A 19,011-nucleotide genomic window follows, 5' to 3' on the forward strand; every position below is an offset into this window, starting at 1 on the left:
CCTTGCTGTGCTCCCCTTCGCACTCTGACATGCGCAGACACCGTGGAGCCTAGACTCGCTTGCGGGCACTGTCCAGAGTCGCGTCGAAGCGCTTCGACCAGCCCTTGTCGGCAGGCACCCTGCCGCACACCGTGACTCAGGACGCCGAGGGTGTCCAGCCTGCCAGCCAGTCGGCGGTCTCCTGGTCCACCGCCTGGGAATCGGTGAGCTGCAGTAGTCGCCACGGCCGTCCCGAAGGTTGCCGTGCCGGGTTCACCGTGCCGGGTTCACGGCCCGCTTCACGGCCGCCGGAACGGTGCGTCCCGCTCCCGAACTCCGGCGCCGGGGCCGGCCGAGCGGAGGACCACGTCGAGGGCGCGGGCGGGGTCGGCGGCGTAGACGTTGCTGAACCAGGCCATGTTGGCCTCGACCACGGCCCACCGCCCGGTGGCCCCCCGGTCGTCGTCCGCGCGCATCAGTCCGACATCGAGCACCACGCCGCTGGGCAGGGTGTCGGCGCATGCCGCGCCCAGCCGGCGGACGAACGCGCGCACCTCGGGCTCGTCGGCATGGCCGGTCAGCGGCGCCGGATCGAGCCGTCCGAACGTGGCGTACTGCGAACCGGTCCGTATCTCCCCGTCCAGCAGATGCAGCCGGAACTCCTTGGCCCAGGTGACCACGTCGCTGATCTGGACGAGGGGGTCGTCCTCGGCGCCCACGGGGACACGCAGTGCCTCGCCGTCCGCGTACACCCCGGCCGGGAAACTCTTCTCCGTGGGCGGTTTGGCGAAGAGCGGGCCGGGTGCGCGGCGGGCCTCGCTGAGCGGAACGCACCGGATGCGGCGCCCCGTGAACGCGTACGGCAGGGCGTCCAGCCAGCCGTCGGACGGCTGGAGAAGGGCGATGCCGAGACGTCCGGCGGCCGAGGCGGCGAAGCGGGGACCACCGTAGTAGTGCACCCGGGTACCGGCCGTCGGCCTGCCGGGAAGGCGGTCGCGCGGCAGGACCGTCACGTCCATGCCGCGCTCCCGCGCCGCACAGGCCAGCAGACCGACGGTGGTGGACCGGTGCGGGGCGAGGGCGAGGAGGTCGGCCATGCCGCCGCAGCTTACGGGCCGGCGCCCGTGAGCTGCGGCGGCCCCTCGGAAGGTCCCGGGACCGCTTCGTTCGGGGCCGCCTCAGCCGTTGAGCAGCACCGGGAAGGCCTCCATGTCGTTCTGCGTCATGACCGGCAGCTTGCGGATCTCGTCGTCGCCGATGGCCAGCTTCAGCTCCGGGAAGCGCCCGAACAGTGCGGGCAGCGCGATCCCGGCCTCGACCCGGGACAGTGCGGCGCCGGGGCAGATGTGGGGCCCGTGGCCGAAGGTCATGTGCCGGATCGGCGTCGGGCGGGTGATGTCGAAGGCGTCCGCCGCGTCCCCGTGGTGGACGGTGTCGCGGCCGATGGCCCGGTAGGAGATCACCACGCCCTCCCCCTTGGCTATGACCTGGTCCCCGACCTGGATGTCCTCGGTGGCGAACCGCATCAGCAGGTGCGTGGTGGGTGTGTCCCAGCGCAGCGTCTCCTCGACCACCGTCTCCCACGGGATCTCCCCGCCCAGCACCTTTCGCAGCTGATCGGGGTGGGCGAGCAGCGCGCGTACGGCGTTGAGGATGAGGCCGATGGTGGTCTCGTGGCCCGCAGCCACCATGGCCTTGAGGTTGCCGACGACCTCCTCCTCGGTGAGCGGCTTCCCGCCCTCCTCGGCGAGGATCAGCGCACTGGTGAGGTCGTCGGTGGGGCGGGCGGTCTTCTCCCGCACGAGCTCCGCGTAGAAGACGTCGAGCTCGGCCAGCAGGGCCAGCCTGTCCTCCTGCGGGGTGAGCATCGAGAAGAACGCCTTGTACTGCCGGGTCAGCATGGGGTGCAGCGCCTCGTCCACCCCCATCAGGAGGCCGACCACCTTCATCGGGAGGGGCTGGGCGAACACGGCCTTGAGGTCGACGACCCCGTCCTCGCCCTGCGCGGCGAGCGCGTCCAGCAGCTCCTCGGTGAACTTCTCGATGTCCGGACGGATCGCCTCCAGACGGCGGGGGGTGAGGGCCTGGGAGGTCTTCGTCCGCAGTCGGCGGTGCTCCTCACCGTCCACGGTGAACATGGAGCGCCCCGCGTCGATCATGCCGATCAGCGGCCAGGCGTGGGTGACCTCCCCGCTCTGCCAGAGCCCCCATGCGTCCAGGTCCTTCACCAGACGTGTGTCGACGAGGAGTTGGCGGGCCTCGGCATGCCGGGTGACGGTCCAGGCCGGGACCCCGAGGAGCTCGATGCGGGCGAGCGGGGCGGACGCCCGCAGCTGTTCGGTCTCACCGTCGAGGTCCTGGACCATGGGGTCGATGACCACGGTCGCGTACGGGCAAGTCACAGCAGGTCTCCTGTCGTGTGTACGGGTGCGAACCGGACGGGAAGCGCGTTCATCCCTCGCAGGAAGGCGGACGGCCGCCGGACGAGATCCCTTGCGGGGACGGTGAGTTCGAGGTCGGGCAGCCGGTCGAGAATGACCTCGATGGCCGTACGGGCGATGGTCTCCGCGATCTCCTGCGCGGGGAAGGGGCAGCGGTACTCCCCGTGGCTGAACGCCAGATGCGACCCGTTGCCCGCGTGGTGCCCGGCGCCGGCCACTCCCATCTCCTGGCGTATCAGCGGGTCGGTGTTGGCCGCCCCCAGGCCGAGCAGGAGCATGTCACCGGCGCGGATGGTGCGGCCGCCCAGCCGCGTGTCGCGGGCGGCCCAGCGTCCGGCGAGGATCTGGGTCGGGCTCTCCTCCCAGAGGACCTCGTTCATCGCGTCGCCGACACTGCGCCGCCCGCCCGCGAGGGAGTCGGCGAACTGGTCCTCGGTAAGCATCAGCCGCAGGGAGTTGCTGATCCAGTCGGCGGTGGTGAGGTGGCCCGCCGCGGTGATGGCCATGAGGTCGAGGGCGTACTCCTCGTCCGTGAAGGGCTCCGGGTCGGCCAGCATCCGGGAGGTGACGTCGTCGCCGGGCGCGGCCCGCTTGGCCGCCACCAGCCGTTGCATGTGCTCGCCGAAGCGGCCGTACGCCTCCTGGGCGCCGGGCCCTCCGTCCGCCAGGTCCTTCAGGACCCGGGCGATGTCCGCACCCTCCGCGTCGGGGAAGCCGACGAGGCGTGCGAGGACGAGTACGGGCAGCGGCTCGGCGAACTCGGCGACGAGGTCGGCCCTGCCACGGGCGCAGATGCCGTCGACGAGCCGGTCGGCCAGCTGCTCGCAGTGCCCCCGGATCTCGAAGGGGTCCGCGGCTTCGAGGGCCGGCACGACCATCTCGGCGTGCCGCCGGTGCTCGGCGCCCGCGGTGAAGTAGATGGAGGGCATGGGCCGCCCCACCATGGGGAGCAGCGGCCAGTCCTCCGGTATGTGCTCCCACTGGTTCCACAGCCCGACGTCCCTCGGGAACAACTCGCCGTCGCTGGTGACCTGGTGGAGCTCGCGGTAACCGACGACCAGCCAGGCCGGAAAGCCACCGGGCAGCTCGACGGGGACGACGGACCCGTAGGAGTGGCGCATGGACCGGTAGACGGCCTGCGGCTCGGTGTGGAACTCGGGCCCGCTCAGCGGCACGGGGGCGTGCGCGGGGCAGCCGCCGCCGGAGGCGGGCGTGGCTGATAAGGAGGGGGTCGTCATCGTACGGACTCCTGGGAGACGGCTTCGCGCGTTGCGGCCGATCAACGCGCCCCCACTATAGGGAGGTTGCGTGAAGCTATGGGTACAGATCGTGAGGTCGCCCGCTGACGGCCCCCCGGAATCCGGGCCGCGCCAGGTGCGACAGGCTTCCCACCCGTTGCAGTTGCCCGGTGATCCGAGGCCTCATCACCCCGCTTCGGGGTATGGAGGTGAGCATGGCTCTCGTGAAGCGTGTTGCTCTTGCTCCTCGTGCGGTGCGGCAGCTACGGCGCGTCCGCTCGGTGTACGTGGCGGGGGTGCTGCTGTCCGCCCTCGGTCTGCTCTCCCTCGACGGCGCGGCGGAAGGGGGTGGCCGGCAGACGGTGATCGCGGGCGTCTTCCTCCTGGTGTTCGCCGCGCTCCTCACCCTGACCGCGGTGCAGCTGCGGCGGCACGGACGGACCGAGCACTGCAGCACGGCCAAGAAACTCTCACCGCTCGTGTGACATCGGCCCGTACGCCTGGCCAAGGGAGAGGCGACCAGCGAACGCAGAATCGGTCATGTCGTCCCGCCTTCGGCGGCCACCCAGCTCGGCTGCGAGATCCGCGTCGCGCATGCCGGGGAAGGCGTAGCCCTCGGTCTCGTCCCACGGAACGTCGAGGTCGTCCATGTGCACGCTCCAGTCCGCTCCTGGCAGGGCGCGGCGCAACTGGCTCACAGAACTCAGCACATGGTCGAGCACCGGGAGGAGCCGGCCGGGGTCGAAGGGCATCTTGGTGGATCCCGCGAGGATCTCGGCGGGCTCACGCCCCTGCCCGTCGTACAGGTGCAGGCTCTCCTCGTCCTGATACGGGAAGGACGACCTGTGGGCAGCGACGATGCGCTCGACGGCAGCCGACTCGGCAGCCGTCGGCTGCAGGGCCCTGCGCGCGCTGCAGTAGAGGGAGACACTCATGTCCCCGAGCGTACGGAGGGGGTATGACAACGCCGTCGCGCCGGAGCGCTCCGCCTGACGGCGGACGCTGTGGTGAGATGGTCGCCGTGAGCCGCACCGTCGAGGAGTCCAACCGCCGCCTGCTCCGAGCCCGGGACGCGATGGACCGCGCGTACGCGCAGCCGCTGGACGTCCCGGCCCTGGCCCGGATCGCCCACGTGTCCCCGGCCCACTTCACTCGCACCTTCCGGGCCACCTTCGGCGAGACGCCGCACCGCTATCTGCAGCGGCGCCGCGTCGAGCGGGCGATGTTCCTCCTGCGGGAGAGCGACCGCAGCGTCACGGACATCTGCTACGAGGTCGGCTTCGGCAGCACCGGCACCTTCAGCCGCACGTTCCGCGACATCGTCGGCCGCTCGCCGAGGACGTACCGCAGTCAGGCGACCGCCGCGGACGTCCCCACGTGCTTCACCAAGGCGTGGACACGGCCGAGCGCCTGAACGTCGCGTACGGAACCGCCACACCGGTCGGCCATTGAGCAGTTCTGGATAAGATTTCGCCGTGCCGGCCGTCTAGCGTGGGATGCATGTTCAACGCGATCACACACTCACAGATCTTCGTCCTCGACCAGGACGAGGCCATCGACTTCTACGTCGGCAAGCTCGGCCTGGAGGTCAACGCCGATGTCGACATGGGCTTCATGCGCTGGCTCACCGTCAGCGTCCCCGGTCACCCCGACCGCCAGGTCCTGCTGGAGAAGCCGGGGCCTCCGGCCATGTCCGAGGAGACGGCCGAGCAGGTCCGCGACCTGGTGACGAAGGGCGCGATGGGCGCAGCACTGATTCTCACCACGGACGACTGCCGCACGACGTACGAGACGCTGAAGGCCCGGGGCGTGGAGTTCACGGACGAGCCGACGGAGCGCCCGTACGGAATCGACTGCGGCCTGCGCGACCCCTTCGGCAACAACATCCGCTTCACCCAGCTGAAGGCCTGAGGGCGGAGGGGGAGGGTCCGGCCGCACGGCGGGCGCCGTTCGGTGGCTCCTGGCCGGTCCACGGGGGCATGATCGGGGACCGAGGTGGTGGATGCCGTCGTCGCGGCAGCGCACCGGCTGTCGGCGCGGCTGAACGGGGCGGAAGCCGAGACCGTCTGAGGAAGGCACGCCAGGCATGGCTCGCCGGTCAGCCGCGCTGGGTTCCCTGGGCGTCCTGGAGGACGCCACGGCGGCTGTCGTCGGTCTGCACAAGAAAACCTTGCCCCCGCTGTTCGAGCGCGAGGTACCAGGAGCCGGGCACAAGCTCTGCGACCGGCTTGCGACTGCCTATTTCGCTGGACAACGGCCGGATGACCGGCACCGCAAACCAGAAGGGACCGAATTCACCCGCCTCAGCATCATCCTGCGAGGCCTGCCCCGCTTCCACCGGGCAGTCGCCGCGAGCTGCGGAAAGGGCCCCTCTTTTCAGCCCGTGCACCCCCCGTTCTGCCGCTTCGCGAGGCCGCGACCATACTTTGCCCACTTCGCTGCGGAGTTCGCCTCCGGTGGGGAATCATTGCGATCATGGCTCAGCTCGAAGCGCGCGAAGTGCCGCTGCACAAGGTCTTCTGCAGTGACTACGACTTCCGGATTCCTGACTACCAGCGCCCTTACGCCTGGCAGACCGAACAGGCCCAGCAACTGCTCGCCGACCTCGAAGAGGCACTCCTCCGGGGCGACGGGGAGCCCTACTTCCTCGGATCCCTGGTGCTCGTCAAGGACAGTCGCGCCGCCCAGGCCGACGTGATCGACGGCCAGCAGCGGCTGACGACCCTGACGATCCTGCTGGCCGTCCTGCGCGACCTGGCCCAGCAGTCCGACGTGGTGACCAACCTGGTGGCGATGATCGCCGAGCCCGGAAACACGGTCCTGGGGTTGAAGGCGAAACCTCGGCTCACCCTGCGCCCCCGGGACGCCGACTTCTTCCACCAGCACATCCAGACCTCCGATTCCATCAGGACCCTTCTGGAGCTGAACCCCCACAACCTGAGGACCGACGCGCAGAGGGCCGTCCAGGCGAACGCGCGGGTGCTGCACACCACTCTGTCGTCCTGGACCGATGAACAGCGGCTCGCGCTGTGCAAGTTGATGGGAATCCAGACCTTCCTGGTCGCGGTCAGCACCCCCGATCTGGACAGCGCCCACCGGATCTTCAGCGTCATGAACTCCCGAGGTCTCGACCTGTCGCCCGCCGACATCTTCAAGGCGCAGATCATCGGAGAGATCGACGAACAGGTCTCGGAGACCTACGCCAGGCGGTGGGAGGACGCGGAGGAGAGCCTCGGCCGCGAGGACTTCTCCGACCTCTTCCTCCATATCCGCATGATCTTCTCGGGGGAGCGGGCACGGCAGGAGCTGCTGAAGGAGTTCCAGACGCAGGTCCTGTCCCACTACAAGGGGGGACGGGCCAAGGAGTTCGTGGATGAGGTACTCGTCCCCTATGCCGAGGCGTCCGCGATGATCCGCGACAAGGCGTACGCGGCCGGGGAGGGGTCGACCCAGGTCAACCTCTGGTTCCGTCGGCTGTTGCAGCTGGACAACAACGACTGGTGGCCGGCCGCGTTGTGGGCTCTTCGCTCACACGGGGACAACCCGGTGTGGCTGGGTTCGTTCTTCCGGCAACTCGAGCGCCTCGCGGCAAGCATGTTCGTACGGCGCGTCTACACCACTCCTCGTGTGCTCCGGTTCGCCGAACTGCTGACGGAGCTGAACAACGGCCTCGGTCTGGACGCCCCGGCGCTCCAGCTGACCGAGGCCGAGCGGACGGAGACTCTGACCCGGCTCGACGGCGATGTCTACTACGAGCTGCGGACGCGCCGCTTCATCCTGCTGCGACTCGACGAACTGGTCGCCGAGGACGACATCGTGGCCACCTACGACGCTCCACGCATCACGGTCGAGCACGTGCTCCCCCAGAACCCCGGGGCCCAGTCGCAGTGGCGTGCGGACTTCACCGTGGACGAGCGGAAGAAGTGGACGCACCGGCTCGCCAATCTGGTGCTGCTCAGCCGCACCAAGAACTCCCAGGTGCAGAACCTCGACTTCACCGCCAAGAAGGAGCGGTACCTCAAACGGGGCGTCGTCACCTTCCCCCTGACCACGCAGGTACTGGGGCAGGACACGTGGACACCGGAGCACCTGGAGAAGCGGCAGACGGAACTGCTCGGGTTGCTGGTTCAGGAATGGCGCCTGTAGCCGAACCCGGGAAGCCAGTCACCGCGCGCCCGCGATGGCCGGGCGCGGTACGTGAGTCGAAGAGCAGCCCATGAGTGCCGACGGGGGAGCTACCCTCGCCCGAGCAGCGCCGTCTCCAGCTCTACGGCCTCGTGCGAGGTGCCACGCAGGTGTGGTCGGTGCAGATCCATCTGTCCTTCGCATACGTCGCCCCCAGGGCACGCCCCTTCTCGAGGAGGCAGGATTGCGCGAGAAGGGAACTGCGCTGCTTCGCGCCGCGCTCAGTCACCGTTCGATGCCGCTCACCCGACGCGCTTCCACTCCTGACAGCGCGTCGACTTGAAGACCTCGCCCTTGTTGACGGTGACCCGGCCGCTGCCGTCCAGGTTGCCGTTGGCGATGATCGCGTCGAACTCGCCGCTGGCGTTGCTCGCCCGCTCCCAGTAGCACCCGAAGCCTCCTTCGGGTCCTGCGGTCTTGTAGGTCCCCGCCTTCATGTCCTCACCCACCAGGTACTCACCGTCCCCTTCGACGGTGGTGGGCGGCCCCTTCGGCTTCGGGGGCTTGGGCGGCGGGGCCGTGACCGTCGCGGTCTTCGTGACCGTCACCGTGGGTCCCGGCACCTCGACCGCCTTGGTGACGCTCTTGGTCACGGTCACCGTCGGCGCGGGGCCGGCGGCGTCGGTGGCCTGGGCCTGGTCGTCCGAGGTGCCGATCCCGACTCCGAGGAAGAGGGCGACGAGACCGACCGCTCCGTGGGTGAGGCACCCCCTGCCGCGCGACGCCGGCCTGGTGGGCGGGGCGGGCGGGGGCAGTTGTCCGCCCGGGAACGCGCCGTGCGGAGACGGTCCGGTCCAGGTCGGATGCGTACCGGAGGAAGGGGCGGGCGGACGGCCGGGCTGTTGCGAGCTGTCGGGACTCATCGTGCGAACTCCTGGGTGTGTGGTCGTGTGTCGGGATGGGCGAAGGAAGACCGTCACCGGCCCCTGATACGCCGCCCCGCCTCCGTGCCCGGGTAGAGCATCGCGTCGGCGACCCGGCCGCCGGAGTCCTTCACGCCGCCGCTGAAGTTGAGCCGCCCGGTCGCGCCGGCCTTGGCGGCGACGCCGTCCCAGTAGCGCGCCTCGCGCTCCCACTGGATGTCGGCCAGAAGGCGCTCCAGCGCATCGGGGCTCAGCGCGTTCGCCGGATCCGCCCAGGGCGTCGTGTGGTGAACGGCGATCCCGAGCCCGGCGAGTACGGCGGGAGCGGTGAGGGCGCTGCGCGCGACGAAGTGGGCGCTGTGCTCGGCGATGAGGCGCGCCAGCAAGGGCACGACGCACGCTTCTACCTGCGCGACGTCGGTCCCGTTGGGGAGTTCGTCCTCCTGGACGGTCTCCGCGGACCTGGTCAGCCCGTTGCGACCGTAGATCGCCGTGATGACGAGGGCACGCAGGGCGGACAGGGTGATGACCTCGGGGTCGGACTTGCCGACCTGCCGCTTGGTGGCGTTGACGAGCTTGGCGAACGGGATGAGCTTGCCCTCGACGTCCACCTTGACGGCGTCGGCGACCCGGTGGGCGAGGCGGGTGGCGAAGTCCCGTTGGTCCATGGACATGGCCAGGTTCTTCGCGACGGCTACTCCCTGGACGTTGCGGTCGTAGAAGATCTGGCGTGCGTCGGCCACGCTCAGGTCCACGTACAGCTCGAACGGGACGCGCACGGAGGCGAGTTCGTTGTAGGTCAGCCCGAAGCGCTCGGGGCCGTCGTACAGCTCGTGCCAGGCGGTCGTCTGGGTCTCGCCGTCGATGGCGACGACCGAGGTGCCGGGCGTGATGGTCAGGGTCCGCAGTCCGGTGCCGGGCAGCAGTTCGTCGCTGAGCGCGGCGAGCGGTCCGGCGTGCCAGAAGGTGATCGGCGGGGTGGACCAGCCGGCGCCCAGCTCACCGTTGACGCCGTCGGCGATGTACTCGGCGTAGGAGCCGACGTTCTTCCCCTTCTGTGTGGACTTCAGCGCCCGCTGGACAAGAGATCGCAGTTCGGCGTGGCGGCGCACGGCGCCGGAGGCGACCTTCAGCGTCTTCGTGTCCTCCTCGCGGCGGGGCGAGGGGACGAGCTGGACGAGCGTCGGGACGGACATGGTCCCGATCACGGCATCCGCCCGGAAGGGCATGACGGTGAGCTGGGTTCCCTCGATGACTGCGGTCGGCATGGTGATGCGCATGGCGATGCTTCCCCCCACGGGTTCGACGAGCTCGGACCGAGCACATGCACTCGGAAGCAACACCAGATAAGCAGAACCGTGAAAGCACTGTCAATCAGCATTATCGGTTTGACGAGTGGTGTAGATTGTGAGCTGTTCACTACCGAGAGGCTCAGGACTCCCGCCATGCCACAGCCATCCGCCCAGGTGACCGCCGCCGAGATCTCACGCATCGCCGGGGTCACGCGCGCCACCGTCAGCAACTGGCGCCGCAGGCACGACGACTTCCCGGCCCCGTCGGGGGGCACGGAGTCCAGCCCCTTGTACGACCTCGTGGACGTACGGGCATGGCTCGGCACCCGTGGCCACACGGCGACGGCGGATCCTGCCGAAGAACTGCGCACCACCCTGCGGCTGCACCCGAGGGGCAGCGGTCTGACCGGCCGCCTGCTCCCTCTCGTCCTGGCCGCCGCCCGTTGCACACCCGAGGAGCGCACGGATGTGGCCGGCCTGTCCGACCCCAGCCTGATCGTCCGCGCGGAAGGCGCATCCGCCGATCTCGTGGACCTCGTCCCCGAGGCGGAGGCCGTCCGCTTCGCAGGGGAGGACATCGGCGTCCTGCGGGCTCTGCTGCACTGCGTACAGGACGACGGGACGGGCGAGGCGGCGCTGGCCGTCCTGGCGGACCGTGAGCTGGAGGACAGTTCGACCGGCGGCACCTACCGCACGCCCGCCCCCCTCTCCGACCTCCTGGCCCGCCTGGTGCCTGCCCCGTACGCCCGCGTCCTCGACCCGGCCTGCGGCAGTGGCTCCCTGCTCGCCGCGGCGGCCCGACAGGGAGCGACCGAGCTGTACGGCCAGGACAGCGTGGTCGTACAGGCCCAGCGCAGCGCGGTGAGTCTGCTGCTGGCCGCCCCGGACAGCGACATCACGGTCCGTACGGGAGACAGCCTCCGCTCGGACGCCTTCGGCGGGGTCGCAGTCGACGCCGTCCTGTGCAACCCGCCCTACGGCGACCGCGACTGGGGTCACGACGAGCTGGCGTACGACGCCCGCTGGGCGTACGGCGTCCCGCCGCGTGCCGAGTCCGAGCTCGCCTGGGTGCAGCATGTGCTGGCCCATCTGGTGCCGGGCGGTCACGCCGTGATGCTCCTCCCACCGGCCACGGCCTCCCGCGCCTCGGGGCGTCGCGTACGGATGGACCTTGTACGCAGCGGCGCCGTCCGCGCCGTCATCGCGCTTCCCCCAGGTGCGGCGGCGCCCCTCCACGTGGGGCTCCAGATCTGGGTGCTGCAACGCCCCGAACCGGCGGGCCCCGAGCGGAAGTCGGTGCTGTTCGTCGACACGGCTGAGCCGGCGGGAGCGGGTGACCGGGTCGCGACGGCTTCGGCGGCGACGGCGACCGGCACGCGTGGCACCCGTTCCGCCCTGGACTGGGACGCGCTCACGGCTGCGGCGCTCGGCCAGTGGTCGGCGTTCACCGAGGCCCCCGACGGGTTCACGGACGAACCGGGGACGGCGCGCGCGGTCCCGGTGGTCGACCTCCTGGACGACCAGGTCGACCTCACGCCCGCCCGTCATGTCCGCGCCTCCCGTACGGACATCGCCCCGGCGGACCTGGCCCGGGAGACGGACGAGGTACGCCGCCGGCTCGTCGCCGGGGCTGCCTCGCTGGGCAAGGCGGCGCGCTACACCGACTGGAGCTCCGCCGGCCCCTCTCCCCGCGAGTGGCGCACGGCCACCGCGGCAGACCTCGCACGGGGTGGCGCGCTCGCCCTGCTGCGGACGGCGCCGGAGGGGCGGGAGTCCGCTGTCGACACATCAGCGGCGTCACGTGCCGTGCTCACCGGCACGGACATCGCGCGGGGGACGGCCCCGTCCGGCGCCCCGGGCAGCCTCCGCACGGACTCGGCGCCGGTGATCGCGACCGGCGACGTCCTCGTACGGGCGCTAGCAGGCGGCAACGGCGCGATGGCCCGGGTGACGGACGAGGCGGACGCCGGGGCGCTGCTCGGCCCCCAGGTCCACCTCTTCCGGCCCGACCCGGCGCGGCTCGACCCGTGGTTCCTCGCTGGGTTCCTGGGCTCGGCGGAGAACATCGCAGCCGCGTCGACGGGCAGCACGACTGTGCATGTGAGCCCGGGGCGGCTACGCGTGCCACTGCTGCCGCTGGAGGAGCAGAGACGCTACGGCGAGGCGTTCCGGCGCGTGCACAGGCTGCGGGCCGAGGCCGCGCGCGCCACGGAACTGGCCGACGAGACGGCACGGCTGCTGGCGGGCGGGCTCACCGGCGGCGGCCTGATCCCGTCCCCGATGCCGACCAGGGACAGCACGGCCCCTGATGACGGATCGGCCTGAACCAGCACCACGCCCTTCACGTAACCACCACACTTGCCCATACCCGCTCCGGTAGAGCGGGGTCGATATGGAACCGGGGAACCCCTTGAACAGCAGCAAGCACACGGAGCTGGCGAACCACGCCTGGTCCGTCGCCGACCTTCTGCGCGGCGATTACAAGCAGTCCGACTACGGGAAGGTCATCCTTCCGTTCACGGTGCTGCGCCGCCTGGAGTGCGTGTTGGAGCCGACGCGGGAGAAGGTCGCGGAGGAGGTCGTCCGGTGCAAGGAACAGGACCTCGACCCTGACTACTTCCTGCCACGTGCCGCGGGCCACTCGTTCTACAACACGAGCGGCCTGACGCTCAAGAAGATTGCCGGTGACGCGGGCAACGCGGCCACCAATCTTCAGATGTACGTCGCCGGCTTCTCGCCCAACGCCCGCGAGGTACTGGAGAAGTACAAGTTCGCCCAGCAGATCACGGCGCTCGACGAAGCGAACCTGCTGTACAAGGTCATCGGCAAGTTCACCGACCTGGACCTGCGCCCCGAGGCCGTGTCCAACCACCAGATGGGGTACATCTTCGAGGAGCTGATCCGCCGCTTCTCCGAGCAGTCCAACGAGACCGCGGGTGAACACTTCACCCCGCGCGAAGTCATCAAGCTCATGGTCAGCCTGCTCATCGCTCCCGACGGCGACGCGCTGAGCCTGCCGGGTGTCGTACGCACGGTCATGGACCCGGCCTGCGGCACGGGCGGCATGCTCAGCGCGGCCGAGGACCACATCAAGGCGTACAACGAGCACGCGACGGTGGAGGTGAGCGGCCAGGAACTCAACCCGGAGTCCTGGGCGATCTGCCGGTCCGACCTGATGATCAAGGGGCAGGAACCGGAGAACATCGCGTTCGGCAACTCCTTCTCGGACGACGGCCACAAGCGGGAGAAGTACGACTACCTGCTGGCCAACCCTCCGTTCGGCGTGGAGTGGAAGAAGGTCAAGGAGGCAGTGGAGTTCGAGCACAACAGCCTCGGCGACTCCGGCCGCTTCGGCGCGGGCCTGCCGCGCATCAACGACGGCTCGCTGCTCTTCCTCCAGCACATGATCTCGAAGATGAAGCCGGTGGACGTGAAGGGCGGGGGCGGTTCGCGCATCGCGATCGTCTTCAACGGCTCACCGCTCTTCACCGGCGCGGCCGGCTCGGGCGAGTCGGAAATCCGCCGCTGGATCCTGGAGAACGACTGGCTGGAGGCGATCGTCGCCCTGCCGGACCAGCTCTTCTACAACACGGGGATCTCCACCTACTTCTGGATCCTGACGAACCGCAAGGACGCCCAGCACAAGGGCAAAGTCGTGTTGCTGGACGCGCGTGACCAGTGGGTGAAGATGCGAAAGTCGCTGGGCGACAAGCGCAAGGAACTGGGCGACGGCACGGGCGGCAAGCCGAACCACATCGCCGACATCACCCGCTTGTACGGGAACGCGGTGGCGGTCGCGGCGGACCCAGAACACCCGCTGCACCGCAAGGTGAAGGTCTTCGACAACGAGGCGTTCGGCTACCAGCGGATCACGGTGGAACGACCGCTGAAACTGCGGTTCGAGCTGACTGAGGAGACGCTGGCCGCGTTGCTCGCGTCGAAGCCGGTGCAGAAGTGGGCGGAGGAGCGGTTCCTGCCGCGCGAACCGGAGCTGGCGGCGAAGGCGAAGGCCCGGCGGAAGCTGACGGACGAGGAGGAAGCGCGGTTCCGGGATCTGGCGGAGACCGAGACCACGCTGCTCGCCGATGCGCTGCTTCCGCTGAAGGACTCAACCTGGGTGACCAAGTCGGAGGCGCAGGTGGCGGTGCGGAGCGCGATGGCGGATGCCGGGGTGCAGGGGCCGACGGGTGCGACGTTCACGAAGGCGCTGCGGGACACGGTGGGGGTGCGGGACCCGGAGGGCGAGGTTCAATTGCTCAAGGGCGGCGAACCCGAGCCGGACAGCGAGCTGCGCGACTACGAGAACGTGCCGCTGGGCGAGGACGTCGAAGAGTACCTGAAGCGGGAGGTGCACCCGCACGTGCCGGACGCGTGGATCGACCACACGAAGACGAAGGTGGGATACGAGATCCCGTTCACGCGGCACTTCTACGTGTACAAGCCACCGCGACCGTTGGCGGAGATCGACGCTGAGCTGAAGACGCTCGAAGCGGAGATTCAGGCACTGCTGGGTGAGGTTACGGAATGAACGCAAATATTCCACTGAAGCGTGTAGCTCGTGTTCAATACGGGCTGGGGCAGCCGCCGAAACTTTCGGACTACGGAGTCCCTATTCTCCGAGCAACAAACATCACAAGGGGGAAGATCACAGAAAGTGGTCTACTCCGAGCGAAGTTGGAAGACCTTCCCATCGAGAGAGCACCACTTCTTCGGGAAGGGGAAATTCTCGTCGTGCGAAGTGGCGCCTACACAGGAGACTCAGCAAGAGTTTCTGGGAAGTGGATTGGAAGTGCACCAGGCTACGACCTTCGAGTCACTCCGCAGGGAGCCGACTCTCGATACCTGGCACATTCACTGCTGAGTTCTGTGGCCCTGGATCAAATGAAGCTGGCCAGCTCACGAGCCGCTCAGCCGCACCTCAACGCCGACGAATTGGGAGGGGTAGAGCTATGGTTTCCTTCTCTGGATGAGCAGCGCCGCATCGCTGACTTCCTCGACGCAGAAACCGCCCGCATGGCTCAGCTCACCACCGCGCTGCATCGCTTCGATCAGGACGTTCGAGAGCGAGAGCGCACTGTCCTTGCGAATGTACTGAACGCGGACACACAAGAGGCTCAAGACGACTTGCCCTCGGGGTGGCGATGGACTCCTCTCATGCACCTAACCGATCAATTTCGACAGATCATGTACGGCATCGTGCTGCCTGGCCCCAATGTTCCTGACGGGGTTCCGATCGTAAAAGGTGGAGATGTCGCCGCCAACCGTCTCTCGCTGGCGACCCTGAATCGGACGACCCATGAAGTCGAGTCCTCCTACGAACGATCTCGTCTCATTGGCGGCGACTTGGTGATCGCCATCCGCGGAAGTGTTGGCGAACTTGCGACCGTGCCAACCGAGTTGGCGGGGGCCAACCTCACACAGGATGCTGCACGGATCTCCATCGGAGCCTCCACCAACCGCAATTGGCTACGCCTGGTACTCGGATCCCCTCTAGTCGCACATCAGATCCAAAAGCGCATCACAGGGGCAACAATCAAAGGGATCAACATTTGGGATCTGAAGCGAGTGATGATCCCCACGCCCAACCCTGCCGTACAGAAAACGTTGGCCCAAAAGGCTGGTGGCGCAATCGCAACACACGAAGCTCTGAGATCACGCGTGGCTCAGCACCGCAAATTGGTAGCCGAACGCCGCCAAGCCCTCATCACCGCCGCCGTGACCGGCCAGTTCGACGTCTCCACCGCCAGCGGCCGCAACGTAACGGACGGAGTCACGGCATGAGCCCCATACACAGCGAGTCCGCCTTCGGCGAAGCCATCGTCTCGGCCATGACCGAGCGCGGCTGGCGTGAAGCACGTCCTGAGGACTACGCGGCAGACCGAGGCCTGGACGCCAAAGAGCTGTTCGCCTTCCTCAACGAGAGTCAGCCGCGCGAATGGAGCGAGCTCGCCGCCGTCTATGGCAATGACGTCAACGCCGCCGAGCGCGGCTTCGCCCAGCGCCTCGACAAGGCCATCAGTGACGACGGCCTCCTCCACGTCCTCCGCAACGGCGTCAAGGACCGGGGCGTCCGCCTCCGTGTGGCCTACTTCAAGCCGAACCTCGTCACCGACGACTCCGTCCTGGACGGCTACCGCGCCAACCGCCTCACCGTCGTACGCGAGCTCGCCTACGCCACGAAGCAGGCCGACTGGGGCAACAAGCTCGACCTGACCCTGTTCCTGAACGGCATCCCCGTCGCCACCGCCGAGTTGAAGAACCCGATCACCCGGCAGGGCGTCGAGCACGCCAAGGAGCAGTACCGCACCGACCGCGACCCCACCGAGCCGATCTTCACCCGCCGCGTCATCGCCAACTTCGCCGTCGACCCGGACCTCATCTTCGTCGCCACCCAGCTCCGGGGCAAGAACACCCGCTTCCTCCCGTTCAACACCGGCTCCAACGGTGCCGGCCTGCCCGGTGGCGCCGGAAACCCGGCCCCCACCGCGTACGGCACGTACGCCACCTCCTACCTGTGGGAGCAGGTCTGGGCGCGGGACAACTGGCTGGACCTGCTCCAGCGGTACGTACATCAGCAGAAGAACAAGACCCCCGGCGGCGGTACCACCAAGTCGACGATCTTCCCGCGCTTCCACCAGTGGGACGTGGTCAAGAAGCTCACCACCCACGCCGCGACCTTCGGCGTCGGCCAGAACTACCTCGTCATGGCCTCCGCCGGCTCCGGCAAGTCGAACACCATCGGCTGGCTCGCCCACCGACTGAGCGACCTCCACGCCGACACCGACCCCCGCACTCTCGACCCGGACGCGCTGTCCGCCGGCCGGATCAAGCCGGGTACGCCGGTCTTCGACAAGGTCATTGTCATCACCGACCGCCGAAACCTCGACGCGCAGCTCCGCGAGACGGTCGGCAGCTTCTCGCAGACCGAGGGCCTGGTCGTGAAGGTGGACGAGAAGCACGGCTCGAAAAGCGAGCAGCTCGCCCGTGCGCTGTCCCGCGACACCGGCAAGATCGTGACCGTCACCCTGCACTCGTTCCCCGCGCTCATCGACTACATCGAGCGCAACCCGACCGAGATCAAGGGCACGAACTTCGCCATCGTCATCGACGAGGCCCACTCCTCCCAGTCCGGCGACGCCTCCACCGCCGTCAAGGCCGCCCTGCGCGACCTCGGCCTGGACGCGGACTCGGACGAACCGGGCGCGAGCGCCGTCACGGTCTACGAGAAGCTGAGGAAGAAGGCCGCGGAGCGTTCGCAGGCCGCGAACCTCTCCTACTTCGCTTTCACCGCCACCCCGAAGGCGAAGACGCTGGAACTCTTCGGCACGGAAGACACCGTGGACGGCAAGTCGGCCTACCGCCCCTTCCACACGTACTCCATGCGCCAGGCCATCGAGGAAGGCTTCATCCTCGATCCGCTGCGGAACTACGTCACGTACAACACCTACTGGAAGCTGGTGAACCAGAACGCGGACGAGCGGGAGGTGGACCCGTCCAGGGCCAACACCCTGCTCGCCCGGTACGCGCTCACCCACGAGCACACCGTCTCCCAGCATGCCCAGGTGATCGTCGAGCACTTCGTGACGCACTCCCGGGGCCGGCTCGGCGGGCGGGCCAAGTCCATGGTCGTGACGGCCTCGCGGCAGTCCGCCGTGGAGATGGCGCGGGCGATCAAGAGCTACATCAAGGACCGGGACTACGACACCAAGTACCCGGACCTGGGTGTCCTGGTGGCGTTCTCCGGCGTGCTGAAGATAGGCGATGACGACGAGACGACCGAGCCGAAGGAAAACGGCGGGATCGCGGAGAGCGCACTGCCGAAGGCGTTCGCCTACACGCGGGCCGATGACAAGGCGGCACGCGCGGGCGGCCGGGGCCAGCAGGAGTTCAGGATCCTCGTCGTCGCGGAGAAGTACCAGACGGGCTTCGACCAGCCGTTGCTGACGACCATGTACGTCAACAAGACGCTGACCGGGATCTCTGCCGTCCAGACCCTCTCCCGCCTCAACCGCACCGCCGACCACAAGGCCCAGGCCGACCTGGCGGTCCTGGACTTCGTGAACGACGCCGAGGACATCCGGGACGCGTTCCGCCCGTACTTCGAGGAGGCCAACACCCTCCCGTCCGACCCGAACCTGCTCTACACCGCGCAGAGCCGGGTGATGTCGGCGCCGATCATCTCGGAGTCGGAGATGGACGAGTTCGCCACGGCCTACTTCGCGGCGAAGGAGAAGGCGGCCGGCTCGCAGGCCAAGTGGGAGAAGCTGCACGCGGAGCTGTACCGGCTGCTCTCCCCCGCCGTCGCGCGCTTCACGCCGCTCGTGGAGAGCGAGGAGGAGGACGACGTGGAGACGGCGGAGGACTTCCGCGCGAACCTCAACGACTACGTACGCAAGTACGGCTTCCTCGCCCAGATCGTCCCGTACCACGACCCCGAGCTGGAACGCCTCCACCTCTACGGCCGCTACCTCCTCAACCGGCTTCCGCGCCGCGCGGACGGTGGCGTGGACATAGGCGAGATCGACCTCAGTCACCTGCGCGTGGAGAAGACGGGCGAATACGACGTCTCCCTGAACCCCGAGGGCTCGACCGAACTCCCAGGGTTCGGTGACGGCTCAGGCGGCGCGGCGGAGGAGGAGAAGTCGCTGCTGTCGGAGCTGATCGAGGCGTTCAACGCCAAGTTCGGCACGGACTTCACCGAGGAGGACGTCCGCAAGCCGTTCAACAAGACCAAGGAAGACCCCAAGGTCCGGGCGGCGGCCGTCGTCAACGACGAGGCCAACTTCGGCAAGGTCTTCGACCGGGCCTTCGCCGACAACATGGCCGACCACATCGAGAACACCGCCGGCATAGGGCGCCAGTACTTCGGCCCCGACAAGAGCTTCCGCTCGAACCTGGACCGCAGCGCACGGCGGGCGGCGTGGCGGATGATCCGCCGCGAGGAGAACGTGGACGAGTAGGCCCCTACGTACGCGGGAGGGCCCCGCCGCACGCCGAATCAGCGTCGCCGGCG

Annotated in this window: 14 protein-coding genes and 1 pseudogene; 8 read left to right on the top strand and 7 right to left on the bottom strand. The window is 68.6% G+C overall.

The features are described from left to right. Window positions 1-278 precede the first annotated feature (278 nt). The 3 genes from B9S57_RS07055 to B9S57_RS07065 all read right to left on the bottom strand — a co-directional run bounded on the left by B9S57_RS07055 (window position 279) and on the right by B9S57_RS07065 (window position 3,658). Window positions 279-1,076: an ATP-grasp domain-containing protein gene (locus tag B9S57_RS07055; protein WP_103514666.1), complete on the bottom strand. Its 798-nt coding sequence runs from the start codon at window positions 1,074-1,076 to the stop codon at window positions 279-281. 81 nt (window positions 1,077-1,157) lie between these two features. Next, window positions 1,158-2,345 carry a cytochrome P450 gene (locus B9S57_RS07060; protein ID WP_258036268.1) on the bottom strand — a complete coding sequence of 396 codons (1,188 nt, stop codon included), beginning with the start codon at window positions 2,343-2,345 and terminating at the stop codon, window positions 1,158-1,160. 32 nt (window positions 2,346-2,377) lie between these two features. Further along, the gene (locus B9S57_RS07065) at window positions 2,378-3,658 is read right to left on the bottom strand and encodes a cytochrome P450 (RefSeq protein WP_103514668.1); all 1,281 of its coding nucleotides are present in this window, start codon (window positions 3,656-3,658) and stop codon (window positions 2,378-2,380) included. A gap of 215 nt (window positions 3,659-3,873) precedes the next feature. Here B9S57_RS07065 and B9S57_RS07070 point away from each other — a divergent pair, with 215 nt between their 5' ends. Beyond that, window positions 3,874-4,143, top strand: a complete 270-nt coding sequence (locus B9S57_RS07070; protein ID WP_103514669.1) for a hypothetical protein — start codon at window positions 3,874-3,876, stop codon at window positions 4,141-4,143. Here B9S57_RS07070 and B9S57_RS07075 read toward each other — a convergent pair. After that, on the bottom strand, window positions 4,129-4,593 hold the full coding sequence (locus B9S57_RS07075) for a hypothetical protein (protein WP_258036266.1): 465 nt from the start codon (window positions 4,591-4,593) through the stop codon (window positions 4,129-4,131). The genes B9S57_RS07070 and B9S57_RS07075 overlap by 15 nt on opposite strands. Before the next feature lie 86 nt (window positions 4,594-4,679). On the opposite strand from B9S57_RS07075, the gene B9S57_RS07080 reads away from it, so the two are divergent. Together B9S57_RS07080 and B9S57_RS07085 are read left to right on the top strand one after the other, a co-directional pair. After that, window positions 4,680-5,072 carry a helix-turn-helix domain-containing protein gene (locus tag B9S57_RS07080; protein WP_219818554.1) on the top strand — a complete coding sequence of 131 codons (393 nt, stop codon included), beginning with the start codon at window positions 4,680-4,682 and terminating at the stop codon, window positions 5,070-5,072. An 86-nt stretch (window positions 5,073-5,158) separates the two neighbouring features. After that, a complete protein-coding gene (locus tag B9S57_RS07085; RefSeq protein WP_103514671.1) occupies window positions 5,159-5,569 on the top strand; it encodes a VOC family protein in 411 nt (136 codons plus the stop codon). Between the two features lie 187 nt (window positions 5,570-5,756). Here the strand turns inward: B9S57_RS07085 and B9S57_RS07090 are convergent. Continuing rightward, window positions 5,757-5,999: pseudogene (locus tag B9S57_RS07090) on the bottom strand (hypothetical protein); the annotation flags it as partial. A 134-nt stretch (window positions 6,000-6,133) separates the two neighbouring features. Between B9S57_RS07090 and B9S57_RS07095 the strand changes: the two are divergent. Further along, complete coding sequence (locus B9S57_RS07095) at window positions 6,134-7,804, top strand: DUF262 domain-containing protein (protein ID WP_103514672.1); 1,671 nt, start codon at window positions 6,134-6,136, stop codon at window positions 7,802-7,804. A gap of 281 nt (window positions 7,805-8,085) precedes the next feature. On the opposite strand, the gene B9S57_RS07100 is transcribed toward B9S57_RS07095, so the two are convergent. After that, on the bottom strand, window positions 8,086-8,706 hold the full coding sequence (locus B9S57_RS07100; protein ID WP_103514673.1) for a hypothetical protein: 621 nt from the start codon (window positions 8,704-8,706) through the stop codon (window positions 8,086-8,088). A gap of 53 nt (window positions 8,707-8,759) precedes the next feature. Further along, window positions 8,760-9,986 carry a DNA sulfur modification protein DndB gene (locus B9S57_RS07105; RefSeq protein WP_103514674.1) on the bottom strand — a complete coding sequence of 409 codons (1,227 nt, stop codon included), beginning with the start codon at window positions 9,984-9,986 and terminating at the stop codon, window positions 8,760-8,762. Window positions 9,987-10,151: 165 nt separating this feature from the next. Between B9S57_RS07105 and B9S57_RS07110 the strand changes: the two genes are divergently transcribed. The 4 genes from B9S57_RS07110 to B9S57_RS07125 all read left to right on the top strand — a co-directional run bounded on the left by B9S57_RS07110 (window position 10,152) and on the right by B9S57_RS07125 (window position 18,958). Further along, window positions 10,152-12,323 (top strand): N-6 DNA methylase, encoded by a 2,172-nt coding sequence (locus tag B9S57_RS07110; RefSeq protein WP_181011260.1) that lies wholly within the window; start codon window positions 10,152-10,154, stop codon window positions 12,321-12,323. A gap of 85 nt (window positions 12,324-12,408) precedes the next feature. Beyond that, window positions 12,409-14,526 carry a class I SAM-dependent DNA methyltransferase gene (locus B9S57_RS07115; protein WP_103514676.1) on the top strand — a complete coding sequence of 706 codons (2,118 nt, stop codon included), beginning with the start codon at window positions 12,409-12,411 and terminating at the stop codon, window positions 14,524-14,526. Continuing rightward, window positions 14,523-15,779, top strand: a complete 1,257-nt coding sequence (locus B9S57_RS07120; RefSeq protein WP_103514677.1) for a restriction endonuclease subunit S — start codon at window positions 14,523-14,525, stop codon at window positions 15,777-15,779. Before B9S57_RS07115 ends, B9S57_RS07120 begins: the two co-directional genes overlap by 4 nt. Then, window positions 15,776-18,958, top strand: a complete 3,183-nt coding sequence (locus B9S57_RS07125) for a type I restriction endonuclease subunit R (protein WP_103514678.1) — start codon at window positions 15,776-15,778, stop codon at window positions 18,956-18,958. Before B9S57_RS07120 ends, B9S57_RS07125 begins: the two co-directional genes overlap by 4 nt. Window positions 18,959-19,011: the final 53 nt, after the last annotated feature.

Origin of the sequence: Streptomyces sp. SM10, from assembly GCF_002910915.1 — a bacterium.
GTDB lineage: Bacteria > Actinomycetota > Actinomycetes > Streptomycetales > Streptomycetaceae > Streptomyces.